The 18,919-nt window shown below is 59.8% G+C and carries 19 protein-coding genes; 12 read left to right on the forward strand and 7 right to left on the reverse strand.

Features of this window, described 5'->3' with window-relative positions; translation table 11 throughout:
- Positions 1-2: 2 nt before the first annotated feature.
- The 10 genes from gmd (at position 3) to CFE47_RS00705 (ending at position 10,320) form a co-directional block, all read left to right on the forward strand.
- Positions 3-1,124, forward strand: a complete 1,122-nt coding sequence (gene gmd / locus CFE47_RS00660; protein WP_286835046.1) for a GDP-mannose 4,6-dehydratase — start codon at positions 3-5, stop codon at positions 1,122-1,124.
- 1 nt (position 1,125) lies between these two features.
- The gene (gene fcl / locus CFE47_RS00665; protein WP_286835047.1) at positions 1,126-2,103 is read left to right on the forward strand and encodes a GDP-L-fucose synthase; all 978 of its coding nucleotides are present in this window, start codon (positions 1,126-1,128) and stop codon (positions 2,101-2,103) included.
- Complete coding sequence (locus CFE47_RS00670) at positions 2,103-3,311, forward strand: glycosyltransferase WbuB (RefSeq protein ID WP_286835048.1); 1,209 nt, start codon at positions 2,103-2,105, stop codon at positions 3,309-3,311. The genes fcl and CFE47_RS00670 overlap by 1 nt, the downstream gene beginning before the upstream one ends.
- 5 nt (positions 3,312-3,316) lie before the next feature.
- Positions 3,317-3,775: a GDP-mannose mannosyl hydrolase gene (locus tag CFE47_RS00675; protein WP_185706916.1), complete on the forward strand. Its 459-nt coding sequence runs from the start codon at positions 3,317-3,319 to the stop codon at positions 3,773-3,775.
- A 23-nt stretch (positions 3,776-3,798) separates the two neighbouring features.
- Positions 3,799-5,208, forward strand: coding sequence for a mannose-1-phosphate guanylyltransferase/mannose-6-phosphate isomerase (locus tag CFE47_RS00680; protein WP_286835049.1), 1,410 nt, complete (start codon positions 3,799-3,801; stop codon positions 5,206-5,208).
- Between the two features lie 179 nt (positions 5,209-5,387).
- Positions 5,388-5,627: a hypothetical protein gene (locus CFE47_RS00685; RefSeq protein WP_286835050.1), complete on the forward strand. Its 240-nt coding sequence runs from the start codon at positions 5,388-5,390 to the stop codon at positions 5,625-5,627.
- 84 nt (positions 5,628-5,711) lie between these two features.
- Complete coding sequence (locus CFE47_RS00690) at positions 5,712-6,824, forward strand: polysaccharide biosynthesis/export family protein (RefSeq protein ID WP_185706922.1); 1,113 nt, start codon at positions 5,712-5,714, stop codon at positions 6,822-6,824.
- Positions 6,825-6,836: 12 nt separating this feature from the next.
- Complete coding sequence (locus CFE47_RS00695) at positions 6,837-7,490, forward strand: YjbF family lipoprotein (RefSeq protein WP_286835051.1); 654 nt, start codon at positions 6,837-6,839, stop codon at positions 7,488-7,490.
- Positions 7,487-8,248 carry a capsule biosynthesis GfcC D2 domain-containing protein gene (locus tag CFE47_RS00700; RefSeq protein WP_286835052.1) on the forward strand — a complete coding sequence of 254 codons (762 nt, stop codon included), beginning with the start codon at positions 7,487-7,489 and terminating at the stop codon, positions 8,246-8,248. The genes CFE47_RS00695 and CFE47_RS00700 overlap by 4 nt, the downstream gene beginning before the upstream one ends.
- Positions 8,245-10,320 carry a YjbH domain-containing protein gene (locus tag CFE47_RS00705; protein WP_286835053.1) on the forward strand — a complete coding sequence of 692 codons (2,076 nt, stop codon included), beginning with the start codon at positions 8,245-8,247 and terminating at the stop codon, positions 10,318-10,320. Before CFE47_RS00700 ends, CFE47_RS00705 begins: the two co-directional genes overlap by 4 nt.
- An 82-nt stretch (positions 10,321-10,402) precedes the next feature.
- On the opposite strand, the gene CFE47_RS00710 is transcribed toward CFE47_RS00705, so the two are convergent.
- From CFE47_RS00710 to CFE47_RS00730, 5 genes are all read right to left on the reverse strand, one after another.
- Positions 10,403-11,794 (reverse strand): undecaprenyl-phosphate glucose phosphotransferase, encoded by a 1,392-nt coding sequence (locus tag CFE47_RS00710; RefSeq protein WP_286835054.1) that lies wholly within the window; start codon positions 11,792-11,794, stop codon positions 10,403-10,405.
- A gap of 251 nt (positions 11,795-12,045) precedes the next feature.
- Positions 12,046-12,705, reverse strand: coding sequence for a winged helix-turn-helix domain-containing protein (locus CFE47_RS00715; protein WP_286835055.1), 660 nt, complete (start codon positions 12,703-12,705; stop codon positions 12,046-12,048).
- A gap of 31 nt (positions 12,706-12,736) precedes the next feature.
- Complete coding sequence (locus CFE47_RS00720; protein ID WP_286835056.1) at positions 12,737-13,417, reverse strand: hypothetical protein; 681 nt, start codon at positions 13,415-13,417, stop codon at positions 12,737-12,739.
- Positions 13,410-14,138, reverse strand: coding sequence for a winged helix-turn-helix domain-containing protein (locus CFE47_RS00725; RefSeq protein ID WP_286835057.1), 729 nt, complete (start codon positions 14,136-14,138; stop codon positions 13,410-13,412). Before CFE47_RS00725 ends, CFE47_RS00720 begins: the two co-directional genes overlap by 8 nt.
- A gap of 319 nt (positions 14,139-14,457) precedes the next feature.
- Positions 14,458-15,321, reverse strand: a complete 864-nt coding sequence (locus CFE47_RS00730; RefSeq protein WP_286835058.1) for a LysR family transcriptional regulator — start codon at positions 15,319-15,321, stop codon at positions 14,458-14,460.
- Positions 15,322-15,424: 103 nt separating this feature from the next.
- Between CFE47_RS00730 and CFE47_RS00735 the strand changes: the two genes are divergently transcribed.
- Complete coding sequence (locus CFE47_RS00735; protein WP_286835059.1) at positions 15,425-16,429, forward strand: quinone oxidoreductase family protein; 1,005 nt, start codon at positions 15,425-15,427, stop codon at positions 16,427-16,429.
- 62 nt (positions 16,430-16,491) lie between these two features.
- On the opposite strand, the gene CFE47_RS00740 is transcribed toward CFE47_RS00735, so the two are convergent.
- Together CFE47_RS00740 and CFE47_RS00745 are read right to left on the reverse strand one after the other, a co-directional pair.
- Entirely contained in the window at positions 16,492-16,878 is a 387-nt protein-coding gene (locus CFE47_RS00740; protein ID WP_286835060.1) for a hypothetical protein, read from the reverse strand.
- A gap of 145 nt (positions 16,879-17,023) precedes the next feature.
- The gene (locus tag CFE47_RS00745) at positions 17,024-17,746 is read right to left on the reverse strand and encodes a pirin family protein (protein WP_185706943.1); all 723 of its coding nucleotides are present in this window, start codon (positions 17,744-17,746) and stop codon (positions 17,024-17,026) included.
- A gap of 192 nt (positions 17,747-17,938) precedes the next feature.
- On the opposite strand from CFE47_RS00745, the gene CFE47_RS00750 reads away from it, so the two are divergent.
- Positions 17,939-18,889, forward strand: a complete 951-nt coding sequence (locus CFE47_RS00750) for a GlxA family transcriptional regulator (RefSeq protein ID WP_185706945.1) — start codon at positions 17,939-17,941, stop codon at positions 18,887-18,889.
- Positions 18,890-18,919 lie beyond the last annotated feature (30 nt).

Below are 18,919 nucleotides of genomic sequence, written 5' to 3' on the forward strand. Positions count from 1 at the left end.
ACATGAACAAAGTCGCGCTTATCACCGGGATTACCGGTCAGGATGGCTCGTACCTGGCGGAACTCTTGCTGGAAAAAGGCTATACCGTGCACGGCCTCAAGCGACGCTCGTCGTCGTTCAATACGCAGCGCATCGATCACATTTACCAGGACCCGCAAGCCCTGCATAAAAACCTGATCTTGCACTACGGCGACCTGGCGGATTCGTCGAACCTGACGCGCATCATCCAGCAGATCCAGCCCGACGAAATCTACAATCTCGGCGCCCAATCCCATGTCGCCGTGAGCTTCGATTCGCCGGAATACACCGCTGACGTCGACGCGTTGGGCACGTTGCGCATCCTCGAAGCCATCCGCCTATTGGGCCTGGAAAAGAAGACCCGCTTCTACCAGGCGTCCACCTCCGAGTTGTACGGGTTGGTGCAGGAAACCCCGCAAAAGGAGACCACGCCGTTCTACCCGCGCTCGCCCTATGCGGTGGCCAAGTTGTACGCCTACTGGATCACCGTGAACTTTCGCGAAGCCTATGGCCTGTATGCGTGCAACGGCATCTTGTTCAACCACGAGTCGCCGCGCCGTGGCGAAACTTTCGTGACCCGCAAGATCACCCGCGCCTTGACCAACATCGCGCTGGGCCTGGAGCAGTGCCTGTACATGGGCAACATGGATGCCTTGCGTGACTGGGGGCATGCCAAGGACTACGTGCGCATGCAGTGGATGATGCTGCAACAGGACACCCCCGAAGACTTCGTGATCGCCACCGGCGTGCAGTATTCGGTGCGTGACTTTATTCGCTGGTCGGCAGCCGAGTTGGGCGTGCGCTTGCGCTTCGTGGGCGAAGGCATCGAAGAGGTGGCGGTGGTCGAGCACATCGACGGCGACCTGGCACCGGGCATTCTGGTGGGCGATGTGATTGTGCGTGTCGACCCACGTTACTTCCGCCCGGCGGAAGTCGAGACGCTGCTGGGTGATCCTGCCAAAGCCAAGCAAAAGCTTGGTTGGACGCCGGAGATCAGCGCCCAGGAAATGTGCGCCGAGATGGTCCGCGAAGACCTGAAGGTTGCCCAGCGCCACGCCTTGTTGCGCCTGCACGGGCATGACGCACCGATTGCCGTGGAGAACTGAGATGGCACGTGATCTTGATGCGCGCATCTTTGTCGCCGGCCATCGCGGCATGGTCGGTTCGGCCATTGTGCGGCGCCTGTGGGCCCTGGGGTATACGCAGATCCTCACGGCCGGGCGTGATGAACTCGACCTGCTGGACGCGGCTGCGGTGCAGGCGTACTTCGCCGAGCAACGCGTGGACCAGGTGTACCTGGCGGCGGCCAAGGTCGGCGGGATTCACGCCAATGCCACGTACCCGGCGGACTTCATCTACCAGAACCTGATGATCCAGGCCAACGTGGTCCACGCGGCCCACAGCCACGGGGTCGAGAAACTGTTGTTCCTCGGCTCGTCGTGCATCTACCCGGTGCATGCGCCCCAACCGATGATCGAAGCGGTGTTGCTCGATGGCGCGTTGGAGCCCACCAACGAGCCTTACGCGGTGGCCAAGATCGCCGGGATCAAGCTGTGCGAAAGCTATAACCGCCAACACGGCCGCGATTACCGCAGCGTGATGCCCACCAACCTGTACGGCCCGGGCGACAACTATCACCCGGAAAACAGCCACGTGATCGCGGCCTTGTTACGGCGCTTCCACGAGGCGACGCAACGGGGTGATGACGAGGTGGTGATCTGGGGCAGCGGGCGCCCGCACCGTGAGTTTTTGCATGTGGATGACATGGCCGCCGCCAGCGTGCATGTGATGGAACTGGAGCCGGCGCGCTACCGCGAGCAGACCCTGCCGATGCGTTCGCACCTCAACGTCGGCACCGGGGTGGATTGCACCATCGCCGAGCTGGCCCAGGCGCTGGCGCGGGTGACCGGGTTCCAGGGGCGCCTGCGTTTCGACGCGAGCAAACCCGACGGCGCACCGCGCAAGTTGCTGGACGTGAGCCGCATCAACGCCCTTGGCTGGGAAGCCTACATACCGCTGGAGGAGGGCCTGCGCGACGCCTACAACGCTTACCGCGCGGCGCTCGAACAGCCTCGGGGCCACTGATGAAGATCCTCTTGTATGGCATCAATTACAGCCCGGAGTTGACCGGCATCGGCAAGTACAGCGGTGAGCAGGCGCGCTGGCTGGCAGAGCAGGGGCATGAGGTGCGGGTAGTAACGGCGCCGCCGTATTACCCGCACTGGCAGGTGGGTGAGGGCTATTCAGCGTGGCGCTTTCGTACTGAGCAGGACCACGGCGTGACGGTGATTCGTTGCCCGCTGTATGTGCCGCGCCAGCCCACCGCGCTGACGCGCCTGCTGCACCTGGCAAGTTTTTCCGCCAGCTCGTGTGTGGCGGTGCTCGGGCAACTGCGCTGGAAGCCGGACCTGGTAATGCTGGTGGTGCCGACCTTGTTCTGCGCGCCCCAGGCCTTGCTGCTGGCCAAGCTCAGTGGTGCGAAGGCGGTGCTGCATATCCAGGACTATGAAGTGGATGCAATGTTTGGCTTGGGGTTAGGGCGCGGTTCGTGGTTGCGCCGCTTGGCGTTCGGCGTCGAGCGCTGGTTGCTGCGGCGTTTTGATCGAGTCTCGACGATTTCCAGCGGCATGCTCGACAAGGCTCGCAGCAAAGGCGTGCATGACCAGCGACTGCTGTTCTTTCCGAACTGGTCGGAAACCGCACGTTTTTGCCAGGTCGCGCACAATCGCGCACTGCTGGAACGTTTAGGTGTACCCAGCGGTGCGCGGGTGTTGTTGTACTCCGGCAACATCGGCGAGAAGCAGGGCCTGGAGCTGATTCTCGACGCTGCCCAGGCCCATGCCCATCGTACTGACCTGGTGTTCTTGATCGTCGGGCAGGGCACCGGCAAGGCGCGCCTGCTGGAACGTGTCCAACGCGACGGGTTGCGTAATGTGCTGTTCGCGCCGTTGCAGGCCTATGAGGATTTGCCGGCGCTGCTGGCCTCGGCCGACGTGCACCTGGTGATCCAGAAGCGCGGCGCGGCCGACTCGGTGTTGCCGTCCAAGCTCACCAACATCCTCGCGGTGGGCGGCAACGCCATCATCACCGCCGACCCGCACACCACCCTCGGCCGTCTGTGCGAGGAACACCAAGGTATTGCGGTGTTGATCGAGCCGGAGTCCGTCGCGGCATTAAACGCAGGGATCGAGCGTGTGTTGGCATTGCCCACGCGCAATGGGGTGGCGTTGAACTACGCCAAGGAGTTCCTCGACAAGGAACGCATTCTGCAACGTTTTCTGGCACAGGTTTGACCGGTATGTGGCTTGATTTACCGACTTTCAATACAGTCGTGGCGTCGACACCGTTGGTGGCGATTGACCTGGTGGTACGCAACCGCCGTGGCGAGGCTTTTCTCGGCCTGCGGGTCAATCGGCCGGCCTATGGTTTCTGGTTCGTGCCCGGCGGGCGTATTCAAAAAAATGAGACCCTCGACAGTGCCTTCCGGCGCATATCCCGTGATGAACTGGGGGCGACGTTTGAGCGCGCAAATGCGCGGCTGCTGGGGGTGTTCGAGCACTTCTACGATGACAGCGTGTTTGCCAACGCCGGGTTCGGGCCGGACACCCACTACGTGGTGCTCAGCTACTGCCTGGACCTGGACGAAGGCCTGGACCTGCAGCCGCCCACCGAGCAACACCAGCAGTACCGCTGGTGGTCGCAGGATGAACTGCGCGTGAGCCCAAGGGTGCATGAACACACCCGCGCCTATTTCTGAATCGCTCTACCAAGGATGCCCTCATGTTATTACCCGTGATCATGGCAGGCGGTTCGGGATCGCGCTTGTGGCCGCTCTCGCGTCAGCTGAACCCCAAGCAGTTCCTGCGCCTGACCGACGCGCACCTGTCGATGCTGCAGCAAACCATCACCCGGCTGACGGGCGCCAATGTTGCGTTGCCGCAGTTGATCTGCAACGAGCAACACCGCTTCCTGGTGGCCGAGCAGTTGCGCCAACTGGGCATGGAGCAGGCCAATATCCTGCTGGAACCGGTGGGGCGTAACACAGCACCGGCTATTGCGCTGGCGGCGTGCAAGGCGCTCGCCGAGGCCGACGACCCGATCCTGCTGGTGCTGGCGGCGGACCATTTGATCGAGGATGTCCCGGCGTTTCATGCCAGCCTCGAACTAGCCTTGCCGCTGGCACGCGCGGGCAAGCTGGTGACGTTTGGCATCACGCCTACCAGCGCCCATACCGGCTACGGCTACCTCGAGCGAGGCGCAGGGGTGGGCGAGGGCGGTTATCGGGTCAAGCGTTTTGTCGAGAAGCCCGACGCCGCCACCGCCGCAGGCTATGTGGCCAGCGGCGCGTATTGCTGGAACAGCGGCATGTTCATGTTCCGCGCCAGTCGCTACCTGGAAGAATTGGAACGCTTCCAGCCGGCCATTCTTGAAGCGTGCCGCGTGGCGCTGGAGGGCGGCAGCTTTGATCAGCCGTTTACCCGCGTGCATGCCGCCACCTTTGCCGCCTGCCCCGACGACTCCATCGACTACGCGGTCATGGAAAAAACCGACGATGCGGTGATGGTGCCACTGAATGCCGGCTGGAGTGATATCGGCTCATGGTCGGCGCTGTGGGAGGCCAGCGAAAAAGACGCCAGCGGCAACGTGATCCGTGGCGATGGGCTGGTGCTGGATACCCGCGACACCTACGTGCACGCCGACAGCCGATTGGTAGCGACGGTGGGCGTGCAGGACCTGATCATTGTCGAGACCAAGGACGCGGTGCTGGTCGCCCACAAGGACCAGGTACAGCAGGTCAAGGCCATCGTCGACCAACTCAAGCAGGCCGGGCGTCATGAGCACCTCAACCACCGCGAGGTGTACCGGCCATGGGGCATGTACGACTCGGTGGACAGCGGCCAGCGGTATCAGGTCAAACGCATCACAGTGAAGCCGGGGGCCAAGCTGTCGGTGCAGATGCATCACCACCGTGCCGAGCACTGGATCGTAGTGAGCGGCACGGCCAAGGTCACCAACGGCGAGCAGACCTACCTGGTGTCGGAAAACGAATCGACTTATATCCCCATCGGCCAGGTGCATGCCCTGGAAAATCCGGGGGTGATTCCCCTGGAGTTGATCGAGGTGCAATCAGGTTCCTACTTGGGCGAAGACGACATCGTGCGTTTTGAAGACAAGTACGGTCGCGCCTGAGGGTTTTCGACAATTAATAACGTTTTAAATAACGCCGACAGCAGCAATGTGTTGAGGGCCGGGCACTTCGCCGGAAAAACGTTATTTTCAAGTAAGTGCACTACAAGTTACGTGTCTGGTGCACGGTTTAGTTGAATGGCACTATCGCTTGACCAGCCACTGACGATAAGGAGTCTGTTATGAAAAAAGCACTGGCTATTATTGTGCTCAGTGTCATGAGTACTTCCGCATTGGCCGATGAGTTGCCGTTGGGGCTCGACACCAAAGTGGTCGGGTCGGTGACGGTCGGGCAAAGCCTGCTGGTGGGCACGGCCCTCCTGGTTGGGCTGATCGCTGCGTCCAACAGCGGCGGCAGTTCCAACGGCGGCACAACCACAGGTACGACCGGGACTACCGGCACCACGGGGACTGGGAACTAGTTGTAAACCTTCCGTTTTTAGACTGCTTGGAACCCGTCCAAGTGGTCTTTTTTTCTTGTCGTTTATCGCGAGTGTCCTAGCACCATGATGCGTATTTTTTCTGTGGCGGCCGTGGCCGCGGCATTGTTGCAGGGCTGCATGTTTGCACCGGGTCAATACATGGACACGGCGGCATTGACCGAAGGCGGCAGTGCTGAAAACAGTCGCGTGGATTTAATTCCGATAACACCCAAGTTATTGGCCATGGACGCGGCGACCCAAGTGCCTTATTCCATTCCAGCTGAACTTTTGAGTTATAAGCCGGGACCTTACCTGATCGGCGCGAATGACGCGTTATATATCACCGTGTGGGATCACCCCGAACTGACGGCACCTTCGGGCCCCCAGCAGCAGATCGATGCCAACGGCCGGCTGGTGAGCCCCGAAGGCAACCTGTTCTACCCCTATGTGGGTGAACTGGTTGCCAAGGGCCGCTCCATTGAAGCGCTGCGCAGTGAAATCACCGACAAGCTGCGCCAGTACATCGACAGCCCTCAAGTCGACGTCAGCGTGTTGCGTTTTGCCAGCCAGAAAGTGGTGATCACGGGCGCCGTGGTCAAGGCCGGGCCGCTGCCAATCACCACCATTGCCATGAACGTGATGGAAGCCTTGGGCACGGTCGGTATCGACCCGATCAATGCCGACCTGTCCAACCTCACGCTTACCCGTGGCGGCAAACGCTACACCCTGGACCTCGACACACTGAACCTGGAAAAGTCACGCCTCAATGACATCTACCTCAAGGACGGCGACCAGTTGTACCTGGCCTACAACGACCGCAAGCGCATCTACGTGATGGGCGAGGTCATGCAGCCGCGTGCGCTGACCTTCAAGACCCGCAGCATGAACCTCTCCGACGTGCTGGGTTCGGTGGGTGGGGTCAACCAGAACACCTCCAACGCCGACGCGATCTACGTGATTCGCGGTGCGCAGAACATCAATGTGGAGCCGGCCAAGGTGTTCCAGCTGCAAGCCGGCTCACCCTCCGCCATGGCCCTGGCCACGCGCTTTGATGTGCAGCCCCAGGACGTGGTGTTTGTCGGCCCGGCGAACATCACGCGGTGGAACCGGTTCATCAGCCAGTTGATACCTTCCGCCACGATTATCGGTATTGGCGCGTCCACCCAGAACAACCTGAGCGAAGCCAGCAACCGATAGGGTGGTACCTGCGTGAACAGCCTGAAAATGATGACGTGCGCGGGGTTGGCGTGGCTGCTGGCTGGCTGCAATCCGCTGATGAACGCCTCGCTGGATACGTTTAAGGCGGCGGTGGTCGGTCCCGCTCCGCTGGATTTGACTCAAGCCCAGGTGGACGCGACGCCGTTCCCCCAGATCAAGGTCACTACAGACTCCAGTGAGGGCGTCATGGCGTTGATTCGCCAGCGTGGCGACCTGCAATTCTGGGTCGCGTCCGGCAAACAAGTGTTGCTGCTGCGCGACGGTTTGGTAGTGCGCACGGTCGGGCTTGGCGTGGACCTGGATGGCACCCGTTGGCAGGGTCAATCGCCGTTCCAGCAAGGCCTGCACCGCGTGCCGGAGGGGTATCGCAGCACCCGCCAGCTCGATGGAATTGAGGGGTACCGGATGGGCGTCACGCTCAGCAGTCGGCTGACCCACAAGGGCTTGGAAACCCTCGAGATCCTGCACAAACCGTATGTGTTGTTGCGCGTCGATGAAGAGGTGGAGGCGCCCGGTTTCCGGGCACGCAATCGTTATTGGGTCGATCCCGATGACGGTTTTATCGTGCAGAGCGAACAGCACCTCACCCCCGACCTGACCCTGACCATCACCCAACTGCAACCCACCCGCAAGGACGCCCGATGAACCGTCGAACACTCGCGGCGCTCGCCGTTTTGGGGGGCTGTGTCGGCGCATGCCAGGCTGCCGTCACGGTCAGTGGCCAGGTGCGCAATGCAGGCGCCATCGAGGTGCAGGCTGGTAGCCGCTTGCTCGATGTGATCCGCGCCTCTCAGCCGGATGCCGAAGGTTATTGGTTGGGTGCTGCCTGGCTGCACCAGCCGTTGCTGGAGCGCCAGGCGCGACTCAAGGCAGGCGTGCTGTTTGACCTGGACACTCTGCATCGGGCGGCCCTCTCCGCTGGAAACGAACGCCGCGCGCATGTGGCCGCGCAACTCTATCAACAGGTGTCGGCCATGCCGGTTACCGGGCGCCAGGTTGCGATGCTGGACCCGGTGGCGGTGGAAGTCGGCTTTGCGCAGAACCCGTTGGTCAGCGATGGCGACCGTCTGGTCTACCCGCCGAGGCCCGACAGCGTGCGGGTGCTGGGTGCAGTCGCAACGGCGTGCACCTTGGCGTTCCAGGCCCTGCAACCGGCACGTGACTACCTCAATGCCTGCCCACCCGTGGAGCAGACCGACGACCTGTGGCTGATCCAGCCCGACGGGCGTGTCACGCGCCTGGGCATTGCCCCATGGAACCGTGAAGACGGCGCGCCACCCGCACCCGGCAGCATGCTGCTGGTGCCACTGCGCAGCGACGACCTGGACCCGCCCACCCCGGAACTGAATCAGCAATTGGCCGAGTTTCTCGCCACCCAATCCCCGGCCGAGGTCACGCCTTGAAATTATGTATTGCGGCCGTGCTGCTGGTGCCTTGTGGCGTCGTGCATGGCGACCCTCGTTACACCCAAAGTGATTTTGGCGGCGTAGGGCTGCTGCAAACCCCCACCGCACGCATGGCGCCCGCCGGCGAACTCAGTGTGAATGCCAACCGTACCGAGCCCTATAGCCGCTACAGTTTTTCGGCGCAGCCGCTGGACTGGCTGGAAGGCACCTTTCGCTACACCGCGATTACCAACCGGCTGTACGGTGCCGAGTCGTTCAGTGGCGGGCAAAGCTACAAGGACAAGGCAGTTGACGCCAAAGTGCGCCTGAATCCGGAAAGCCACTGGCTGCCCCAGGTGGCGCTGGGGCTGATGGACTTGGGCGGTACAGGCTTGTTTTCCAGTGAATACCTGGTGGCCAACAAACGTTATGGCGACCTGGATTTCAGTGCGGGCATCGCCTGGGGCTACCTGGGCAATCGCGGCGACTTCGACAACCCGTTGGGTGTGCTGGACGATAGCTTCAAAACCCGACCCACTGCCGAAGGCTCAGGCAATTTCTCCAACGGTTATTTTCGCGGGCGGCCCTCGCTGTTCGGGGGCGTTGCCTACCAGACACCCTGGGCACCGTTGAGCGTCAAGGTTGAATACGAAGGCAACGATTACAAGCACGAGCCGCGCGCCAACCCGTTGCGCCAGGACTCACCGGTCAACCTCGGCGTGGTCTACAAACTCGCCGACTCCATCGATGTGAGCGCCGCGTGGGAGCGCGGCAATACCGCAATGTTTGGCGTGACCCTGCACACCAATTTTGTCAGCCGCAAGGCGCCGGTCAAAACCTACGATCCGCCGGCACCCACGTTGCCGGCCGTGGCACCCAGCACGCCACCGGACCAGGTGGATTGGGCCCAGGTGGCCCAGCGGCTGCACGACAACGCGGGCTACAACGTCGAGCGCATTGCCCAGCGCGGTCCGGAGTTATTGGTGTATGGCGAACAGCAACGCTATTTCTACAGCGCCAAGGCAGTCGGGCGTGCCAGTCGTATCCTCGATGGCAGTGTGAATGACCAGATCGATTGGTTCACCCTGGTCAACCAGCGCTACGCCATGCCGATCGAAGAAACCAGCGTGCCTCGCGAGACTTTTCGCGAGGTGGTCAACAACCGCGAAGACCTGCAGAACCTGCATCGCCAGGTCGAGGTCAATCGCGCCAGCGACAACACCCAGACCGTGCTCTACACCGAGCCGCTCAAACCGCTCACGTACGGTGTGGGCCTGGGCTACAAGCAAAACGTCGGTGGGCCGGATGGTCTGCTCTACCAGGTGACCGCCGACCTCGACGCCGAGTACCGCTTTACGCGCAGTACCTGGTGGAGTGGTTTGCTCAGCGTCAACCTGCTGAACAACTACGACGGCTTCACCTACGACGCGCCCAGCGGGTTGCCACGGGTACGTACCGACCTGCGTCGGTACATGACCAGCGCCGACGTGACCCTGCCAACCTTCCAGCTCAACCATGCGCAACGCCTGGACCAGGACCTGTACGGCATGGTCTACGGCGGTTTGCTGGAGTCGATGTACGCCGGCGTCGGCAGTGAAGTGCTGTACCGGCCGATGGGCCAGCGTTGGGCGCTCGGCGCGGATGTGAACTACGTGCGTCAGCGCGGGTTCGAGCAGGATTTCAGCCTGCGCGATTACCGTACGGTGACCGGGCATATCACCGGCTACACCGATTTGCCATTCAATACCCAGGGTGCGTTGAGCGTCGGCCGCTACCTGGCCAGGGACTGGGGCGCCACCTTGGACCTGTCGCGCCAATTCAACAACGGCGTGCGCATCGGCGCATGGATCACCCGTACCAACGTCTCGAAAGAGCAGTTTGGCGAGGGCAGCTTCGACAAAGGCCTTTACCTGTCCATTCCGTTCGATGAGCTGATGAGCCTGTCGACGATGCGCCGCGCCAACCTGGTGTGGGCGCCGCTGACCCGCGACGGTGGTGCACGCTTGAACCGTGCCTACTCACTGCATTCGATGACGGATGGCCAAGACAGCGAGTTGTTCTACAAGAACATCGACAAGATCACCCAGTAGCGACTCGCCGCTTGTTGTAGTGAGCGGGTAAACCCGCTCCCTACAACAAGCCTGCTCACCACAGCAAGCCCGTTCATCACAATCAGTAGATATCCTTGGACAGCAACGTAAACGGCGTCTTCACCAGGATCTTGATATCCAGCCACAACGACCAGGTGTTGATGTAGCGCAGGTCGATCTCCACACGCTTTTGCATCTTCTCCAGCGTCTCCGTCTCGCCTCGGCAACCATTGACCTGGGCCAGGCCGGTGATGCCGGGCTTGATGCGATGGCGCGCCATGTACGCCAGGATCTTCCCGGAGTAATAGTCGTTGTGCGCGATCGCATGGGGCCGTGGGCCGACCAGGGCCATGTGCCCTTGCAGCACGTTGAACAGTTGCGGCAATTCATCGATAGACGTGCGCCGGATAAACCGACCCACCCGTGTGATACGCGAGTCGTTGCGGCTGGCCTGGCGCACCTCGTGGTCGTCATGCACGCGCATCGAGCGAAACTTCCACACCTTGATCACTTGGCCATTCCAGCCATGGCGGTCCTGTTTGAAAATCACCGGGCCGGGGGAGGTGAGCTTGATCAGCAAGGCAAACAGCAATAGCACCGGGCTCAAGACGATGATCGCCAGCAGTGCCAGGCTCTTGTCCAGCAGTGCCTTGCTAAGCGCTGCGGTGGGGCGGCTGGTCAGCGGGCTTTCATTGAGGAAGATCGCCGGCAGCCCATCCACTTCAGCCACGCAGTGGTTAAGCAGCAGCATGTTGTTGAGGTCTGGCACCCAGATCACATCCACACTGATGTCCAACAAGTTGAGGTACAGCGCCTCGATGTGGGTCGCATCTTTCAGGGAATGGGTGATGTAGAGCCGGCGGATGCCGTGCTGCCGGATCAGCTGAGGCAATTGCGGCAGCTCGCCCAGAATCTGCGATTGCGCGTCATCGCAGGCATCCGCGCGATTGCCGACAAGCCCGACCAGGGGCGAGCGTTTTTGCCGAGAAAGGGTGTTGGCCAGGTCGACTGCCAGTTTGCCGGTGCCCACGATCAATGATTTCTGCCGTTCATGCAGTTGGCGGTGGTAATACTTGGACAAGCTATGCAGCGGTGCGTAGCAAATCGCCAGCAGTGGATAACTAATCGCCGCCCACAGCAACAGGATTTCCAACGGAAATACTGAACTGGCATCACAGGCCAGGCCGATTGCCAGCAATATGCCCAACGTGAGCAACCAGCCCATGAACAATCGACCCAGCCCCACGGCATAGTCATCTTTTTTACTGTAGACATCACAAAGGGTATAAGCCGGCAGAGAAGCCAGTATGGTAAACGCGGCGAGCACTCGGTAGTTATATTCAAGTTGGCCAGTTTTAAAAACGACCAACAGGAATAACAGTGCAACGACCAGGCCCGATGCCAATGTCCACTGGCCCCAAAACGTTAAACCTTTCGGGGTCAGGTTACGATGCAGTCTAGTGTTGTTCAGCATACTGCTGCTCCCGGTGGTGACCACTCACGTGGTGGCAGGGTTTAATCGGACAGCGGTTTAACCGCACTAAAACAACAGGCACGCGCACGCGCGTGCCCAGTGATAGTAATGAACGACAGGGCGCAGTGGCTGACGACTTATAACAAGCGTGGCGTCATCTTTTAGAGGGGATGTTATAAATGGGCTGGTAATAGAGTTGGGTGATAGGCAGGGTGAGCAGTAGTGTCCGCATTGCTTATAGTTTTTTTGTATTAACGGCGTGACGGGTTAAGATCGATTGGTTTCTTTATTTTTTGTGTAAGGCAATAACCACGATTGCGTACGGCGCGGAAAAGACGCTCGCCATCGTTAGCGCGTTTGAACTTTTCCTGGAGTCGGCTTAAGCACATCTCCAAGCCACGGTATTGTTCCGGTTCGCGTCCTATGTTGCGGATTAGTTCATCTTTACTGACCACGCGCTCTTCGTGGTGCAGCATCTTTTTGATCAGTGCGGATTCGATACTGGTCAACGAAATGCGCAACCCACCTTTGACCAGTGTTCGGTCATGTTGGGTCAGCAGCCAGAAGTCCTGGGCGTGTAATTGAGTTCTGTCTGGGCTGATGTCCTGAGGGGGAGTGTGGTTATTCGTGAGGCGATCGATCGGTGTTTTTGATTCTTTGCGCGTTGCATTAAAGGGTTGCGAGGGCAGGGTAAGGGAGTGCGTGATCACATAAGTGTTCATCCGCTGGGTAACCTGTTGCTGGTCACCCAGCGTGATGTGCAGATGGGAAAACACCAGTTTTTTGTCTGGGGTATCGGTGCGGGTTGGCACGGTTAATTCGTAGTGGAACAACTCTGCATTGGGCGTGAAGTCCTTCAGTGCGATCGCGGGAAGTGTGGGAGTGAAGGTGTATTTCTTGAGTGAGCTCATAGCGTCCACCAATAAATGGGAAGTGCAGTTGTTATAAACGGTCAGCGGGGGAGTAGTAGCCGCCCTGAAAGTATTCGAACGGCAAATTTTTAGCCAGCAGTGCACTGTCGTCGAACTCGACATTGTCGGCGATGAAGCGCACCCGGGTCGCACTGATCAGCTCCAGCATGCGGTCGTAGAGCCGGTCGAACAGATCGGAGCGGGTATTCAGGCTCAGCCGCAGGGCGGAGTCGGGGAAGGGCATTTTTATGAAGTCATAGAGTTTGAGGTCGACCAACAGGTCGGTCTGTTTTGTGTCGAGTCGGTAGTTGCTGAAAGCCAATTGAACGTCGCATTGATCCTTCAGGCGATAGAGTTGGCGCACCATGGTCCGGCGTTCTACCGGACCGGGTAGGGCATCCAGGGGGTTATCAATACTGAGGGTGAGCGACTGTGTGTGTTCCTCCAGTGCTCGGGCGGCCTGAATAATCTGCTTGATGAAGTTTTCATTCATCAAGACAGATTGATCGACACGCAAAAACGTCTGGCTCGCGCTGCTTGACGTCTTGCGGCGTGGACTTATGTGGCGCAACGCTTCGTTATAGGTGTGTTCCAGTGGTTCGCCGATAACGCACACCTCGTGACCCCATAACGCGTGGTTGCGTTCGACGATAGCCTGCCGCGTGAGGCTCAAATGTGCAGTGTCTGCAGGGACGGCTTTCTCGCTATTCACGGTGCGACCTCTCCTTGACCGGTTGGAAATGGCCCGCGCAGATAAGGCCGCGATTCAGTTTGTATCCATAACCGCGGATGTTCTGAATGATATTGCCGCCATAGTGCGCCTTGATCTTGCTGCGCAAGCGACTGATGGACTTTTCCAGGGCCCTGGAGTCGTAATATTTGGTATTGAGGCCCATGATGCCGGCAATTTCATTGTGACTGAGCAGGCGATTATGGATAAGCGCTTCAAGTACTTTCATTTCGACAAACGAAATTTCCAACTTTTTGCCATCGCCATGAATGCACATCCGGTCCTGATCCAACACCAGGCTGCCCTCGTTCAGGCGTGCACTTTCACTGAGAAAGGCATCGAACAAACTCAGCTTTGTTTCAGGCGCATTTTCGACTACCTGGATGCAATAGTCCGCTCCCGCCAAGTAATACTTGGTTTTACTCAACGTGGAGGCAAAGGTCACTACAACAAATATAGTGCAGCCAGGGTGTTCGTCTCTGGTCTTTCTTATTATGTCAAGGGTTTGATTGCTGGCGGAGGGTGTGTCAATTTCTATAATGATGGCGCGGTAATTTCCGTGGATTTCCTTGGCGTCAATTAGTTGTCCGTAGCAGCGTGTATCGACTTTTAAATTATTCGCTACAGTGCCAACTATCAGCGCCCGAAAGTCCTCCGATTTCGATTGAGTCCGTGCAATAGCGAGGACGTTGGAAAAATGCATCACCCTACTCCCTTTTCCGGCATGCAAGGCCGTCAGTTCAATCGCTGCTAGCGTTTAGATACTAATCGAATTGAATACGCTAAAACGTGACAAATTTTAACATTGGCCACTTTGTTTTTACGAGCGGAGAGGGCAGGCGGCGGGCACTATTAGGAGTGTGATTGCACGGACTAAGACATATGCTAGTGCAAATTTTTAGTGCTCGATAAGTATTTTATCTCAAACGATTTTTTGGCATATCCGGGTTTAACCCTTCTGATGTTAAGGACAAGCAAGGGCAGGCTATGGCGCTTGGTACTCGCGCTTTTTCCGTGTTAATTCAGCGACGTAACTGCACCTCGGCCTCAATGCACGCCACCAGGAATTCCATCACTACTTTGACCAACGGTGAGCGACGCATATCGGGGTACACCGTCAGCCAGATATCCCGCAACGGGCCTTCTGTTGCCGTGGGCAACCTCACCAGCAACGGGTCGTGATCGCCCACCAGCGTCGGCAATACCACTGCGCCGACGTGGGCCCTGGCTGCCATCTGCTGGGTGATCAGCTCACTGGCGGCAAAGGCGATCTCGCGATGGCCGCGCAGTTGGTGCAACCAGGCCTGCTGCGGCAGGTGATCGCGGCTGCTGTCGTAGGCGATGAAGGTCCATTGCTCAGCCGGTAGCTGCTCGTACGTCGATGGCCCGTAGAGCCCGAAGCGCACCACGCCGACCTTTCTGCGCACCAAGGCGTCTTCATCGGGCCGCAGTGTGCGCAGCGCAATATCCGCCTCACCTTTATCCAGTGCGGCCAGTTGGGTTGATGGCATCAACACCAGGTTCAGTTGCGGGTATTCGCTACGCAAACGCGCCACATGGGGCGCGATGCAGTAATTGGCAATGGACGGCGGGCAACTGACCCGCACCGTGCCGGCCATTTCGATGGACGCGAGCCGCGACAGGCGCAACACCTGGGTGGCCATTTCGTCCATGCCAGCAGCCATCGCGGCCAGTGCCAGGCCTTGCGCGGTCAGTGGGCGACTGCGGGGCAGGCGGTCCACCAATTTGACGCCCAGGGCCTTTTCCAGCGCATCCACCCGGCGTCCGACAGTGGCGTGTTCCACCTGCAACTCACGGGCAGCGGCCGAGAGTGACCCGGTGCGGGCCAATACGGTGAAGTAATACAAGTCTTGCCAGTCGAACATCGGATTATTTCCGCACAGAGGATGGGATTGAATGGGGAATTTTCCGTCTGAAGGTGTCCTTTTACCATGTGCGCTTTCCAGTGCAAACGGAGTTGTTCCCGCGATGAAAGCCATCACCCTGCAAACCTATGGCGGCCCAGACGTTGTTCAAGTGCGCCAGGACGTACCCAAACCTCAGGTCACGCCGGGGCATGTGCTGATCAAAGTGGCGTGCGCCGGCATCAATTTCATGGATATCCATACGCGCCAAGGCAAATATGCCAATTCGGTGACCTATCCGGTGCGTCTGCCCTGCACCTTGGGCATGGAAGGCGCGGGGGTGGTGGTGGAGATCGGTGACGGCGTCAGGCATCTGGCCGTGGGGGATCGGGTCGCCTGGTGCATTGCCTGGGGCGCGTATGCCGAATACGCACTGGTGCCGGTCGAAAAAATCGCACAGATCCCCAACGCCATCGCCTTCGATCAGGCGGCTGCGGCGATGTTTCAAGGCTGCACCGCCCATTACCTGATCGATGATGTCGCACGATTGCAGGCCGGCAGCAGCTGCCTGGTGCACGCGGCGTCCGGCAGCATCGGTCAGTTGCTGGTGCAGATGGCTCGGCATTTGGGGGCGACCGTGTTTGCCACTGGCAGCACCCTTGAAAAATGCGCGATTGCGCAACAACGCGGTGCTCACCAGGCTTGGACCTACGACGATGGGCGCTTTGCCGACCGTGTGCTCGACGCCACGCACGGCAAAGGCGTGGACGTGGTGTTCGACTCCTTGGGCAAAAGCACCCTGCGAGACAGCTTTCGCGCCTGCCGTACACGGGGCCTGATCGTCAATTACGGCAATGTCTCGGGGTCGCTGACCGACCTGGACCCGATGGAACTGGGCGAAGCGGGCTCATTGTATTTGACGCGCCCGCGACTGGCCGACCATATGGCCGACGGCGCTACGGTGCAACGGCGCGCCAATGCGGTGTTTGCGGCGATGCTTGAAGGGGCGTTGACGGTGGAGATCGAAGGGCATTACACCCTCGACACGGTGCAGCAGGTGCATGAACGCATCGAGGCGCGGCAACAGATCGGCAAGGCAGTGCTGTGGGTGGACCGCGACCTGCATTAATGACAGGCGAAAAAAAACCGGCTGATCAGGCCGGTTTGGGGTGCCCCGCAAACACTGCGGGGTTATACGCGGTTGCTCTGCAGACGGTCAGCACCACCTTCGGCGACACGACGTTCCAGCAAGCGATCCGAGCCACCTTCGGCAACACGGTTGCCTTGCAGACGGTCGGCACCGCCTTCGGCGACACGACGTTCCAGCAAGCGATCCGAGCCACCTTCGGCAACGCGGTTGCCTTGCAGACGGTCAGCACCACCTTCGGCGACACGACGTTCCAGCAGACGATCCGAACCACCTTCGGCGACGCGGTTGCCTTGCAGACGGTCGGCACCACCTTCGGCAACACGACTTTCCATCAGACGATCCGCGCCGCCTTCAGCGACAACAGGGTGGGCAAATGCGTTGGCTGCGAGTACCGAGAAAGCGAGGCTAAGCAAGATTTGGCGTTTCATGAGAGTGTGCTCCGAGTGTTTTAGTTGGGTGCCGCTGGGTATGGGTTTGATGTTACGCGTTGCATTTTTTTAGAGAACTTCATTGGGCTGATGGTGACTATCGATGCCAGCGATAGCCCGTTTTGGCGGGCTATCGCAGGGACGGTCACGGCATCTGCGGCAATTCCAGGGGGCGCAGGTCGAACACCAGCACCTCAGCGTCCGTGCCTTGGCTCAGGCGAATCTGGCGCTCATCCCGCACTCGGGCACCGTCGCCCTCCTGCAAGCGCTGACCGTTGACTTCAACGCTGCCGCTGGCCACATGGATGTACACATGCCGGTCTGGCGGCAGGTCGAGGGTCGCGGCTTCATCACCGTTGAACAGCCCGGCGTACACCCGTGCGTCCTGGCGCACGCTCAGGGAGCCGTCAGCACCGTCTGGCGAGATGATCAACTGCAAGCGTCCACGTTTCTGTGCCTCGCTGAAATGCTCCTGCTGATAGCGCGGCTCGGCGCCAGCTTCGGCGGGCACGATCCAGATTTGCAGGAAGTGCACGCCACGGGTCTGGCTGTGATTGAACTCGCTGTGGGCCACGCCGCTGCCGGCGCTCATCAGTTGCACATCGCCTGGGCGGATCACCGAACCTGTGCCAAGAGTGTCCTTGTGTTCCAGGGCGCCTTCGAGCACATAGGAGAAGATCTCCATGTCGCGGTGCGGGTGCTGGCCGAAGCCTTTGCCGGCCGCTACGCGGTCATCGTTGATCACCAGCAGGTCGGAAAAACCCTGTTCTTTCGGGTTCCAGTAGTTGGCGAACGAGAAGGTGTGGAACGACTTCAACCAACCGTGATTGGCGGCGCCGCGTTCCGAAGCTTGGCGAAGGGTCAGCATGGTCTTGTCCTCAAGTGAGAGCGGGCTGCGGTATGCAGGGCTCCTGCGTTGAGAAGAAGATTAATGGTTACTGAAAAATTCATTAAGAAGATGAGATCTGAATAACTGTCACCTTGGGGTTGACAATAAAGACCGTGCCATAATGCTCCGGCTGTCCCCTGAGCTTCTTTCTATTTATGGATGTTTTGCCCTATGAAAACCGTGGCCATGGCGCTGTTTCCGGACTTCCTCCTGCTCGACATGGCCGGGCCGCTCGAAGTGTTTTCCATCGCCAACCGCTACCTGCCGGCGGCCGCGCATTACCAGATCCTCACCCTGGGCACCGAACCTGGGCCGTTGCGCGCCTCCAACGGCGTGGTGGTGCAGACCGACCTGCTGTTGGACCAGGCCGACGGCGCCTACGACCTGCTATTGGTACCCGGTGGCCCCGGTGCCTATAACGAATGCCACCCGGCGTTGTTGCCCTGGCTCAAGGCGGCTGCGCCACGGGCGCGGCGCTTTGGTTCGATCTGCACCGGCGCCTTTGTGCTGGGCCACGCCGGGCTGCTGGACGGTCATCGCGTGACCACCCATTGGCACTACACCGAACGCCTGATCAAGGCGTTTCCCAAGGCTATCGTCGAGACCGATCGTATCTACCTGCAAGACGGGCGTTTGATCACCTCGGGCGGGGTCACGGCAGGCATCGACCTGGCGCTGTCGATCGTGGCCCAGGACCACGGCAAGGAAGTCGCGGTGGACGTGGCCAAGGTGCTGCTGGTGGTGATGAAGCGCCAGGGCGGCCAGGCGCAGTTCAGCCCGATGACCGCAGCGGTGGCGCCCCAGGAAACCGCGATCACTCGCGTGCAAAACCATGTGCTGGCGCACCTCGACCAACCGTTCACCATTGAGTCCATGGCCGAACTGGCCGGCATGAGCGCGCGCCATTTTGCGCGGCTGTTTGCCAAGGACGTGCAGATGACCCCCATGGCCTTCCTGCAGGGCGCGCGCATCGACCGTGCCCGCCAGTTGCTGGAAACCACCGACCTGCCGCTCAAGACCGTGGCGTTCCACGCAGGCTTCGGCAGCGTGCGCTATATGCGCTTTCTGTTCAGTGAGAAGCTCGGCCTTAACCCCACCCAATACCGACAACAGTTCAGTTAACGACGGGATGTCCGTCTCACACCCCCGAAT

Origin of the sequence: Pseudomonas sp. PGPPP1 (genome assembly GCF_002255865.1) — a bacterium.
GTDB classification, from domain to species: Bacteria; Pseudomonadota; Gammaproteobacteria; order Pseudomonadales; family Pseudomonadaceae; genus Aquipseudomonas; species Aquipseudomonas cremoris.

What these genes read in the sequence shown, in the direction of transcription:
- fcl (WP_286835047.1), top strand. Translation starts at nt 1,126, where the DNA reads ATGGCACGTGATCTTGATGCGCGCATCTTTGTCGCCGGCCATCGCGGC.
- CFE47_RS00740 (WP_286835060.1), bottom strand. Translation starts at nt 16,878, where the DNA reads ATGAAACGCCAAATCTTGCTTAGCCTCGCTTTCTCGGTACTCGCAGCC.
- CFE47_RS00685 (WP_286835050.1), top strand. Translation starts at nt 5,388, where the DNA reads ATGAAAAAAGCACTGGCTATTATTGTGCTCAGTGTCATGAGTACTTCC.
- CFE47_RS00725 (WP_286835057.1), bottom strand. Translation starts at nt 14,138, where the DNA reads ATGCATTTTTCCAACGTCCTCGCTATTGCACGGACTCAATCGAAATCG.
- CFE47_RS00715 (WP_286835055.1), bottom strand. Translation starts at nt 12,705, where the DNA reads ATGAGCTCACTCAAGAAATACACCTTCACTCCCACACTTCCCGCGATC.
- CFE47_RS00690 (WP_185706922.1), top strand. Translation starts at nt 5,712, where the DNA reads ATGATGCGTATTTTTTCTGTGGCGGCCGTGGCCGCGGCATTGTTGCAG.
- CFE47_RS00675 (WP_185706916.1), top strand. Translation starts at nt 3,317, where the DNA reads ATGTGGCTTGATTTACCGACTTTCAATACAGTCGTGGCGTCGACACCG.
- CFE47_RS00735 (WP_286835059.1), top strand. Translation starts at nt 15,425, where the DNA reads ATGAAAGCCATCACCCTGCAAACCTATGGCGGCCCAGACGTTGTTCAA.
- CFE47_RS00710 (WP_286835054.1), bottom strand. Translation starts at nt 11,794, where the DNA reads ATGCTGAACAACACTAGACTGCATCGTAACCTGACCCCGAAAGGTTTA.
- CFE47_RS00730 (WP_286835058.1), bottom strand. Translation starts at nt 15,321, where the DNA reads ATGTTCGACTGGCAAGACTTGTATTACTTCACCGTATTGGCCCGCACC.
- CFE47_RS00670 (WP_286835048.1), top strand. Translation starts at nt 2,103, where the DNA reads ATGAAGATCCTCTTGTATGGCATCAATTACAGCCCGGAGTTGACCGGC.
- gmd (WP_286835046.1), top strand. Translation starts at nt 3, where the DNA reads ATGAACAAAGTCGCGCTTATCACCGGGATTACCGGTCAGGATGGCTCG.
- CFE47_RS00680 (WP_286835049.1), top strand. Translation starts at nt 3,799, where the DNA reads ATGTTATTACCCGTGATCATGGCAGGCGGTTCGGGATCGCGCTTGTGG.
- CFE47_RS00745 (WP_185706943.1), bottom strand. Translation starts at nt 17,746, where the DNA reads ATGCTGACCCTTCGCCAAGCTTCGGAACGCGGCGCCGCCAATCACGGT.
- CFE47_RS00750 (WP_185706945.1), top strand. Translation starts at nt 17,939, where the DNA reads ATGAAAACCGTGGCCATGGCGCTGTTTCCGGACTTCCTCCTGCTCGAC.
- CFE47_RS00700 (WP_286835052.1), top strand. Translation starts at nt 7,487, where the DNA reads ATGAACCGTCGAACACTCGCGGCGCTCGCCGTTTTGGGGGGCTGTGTC.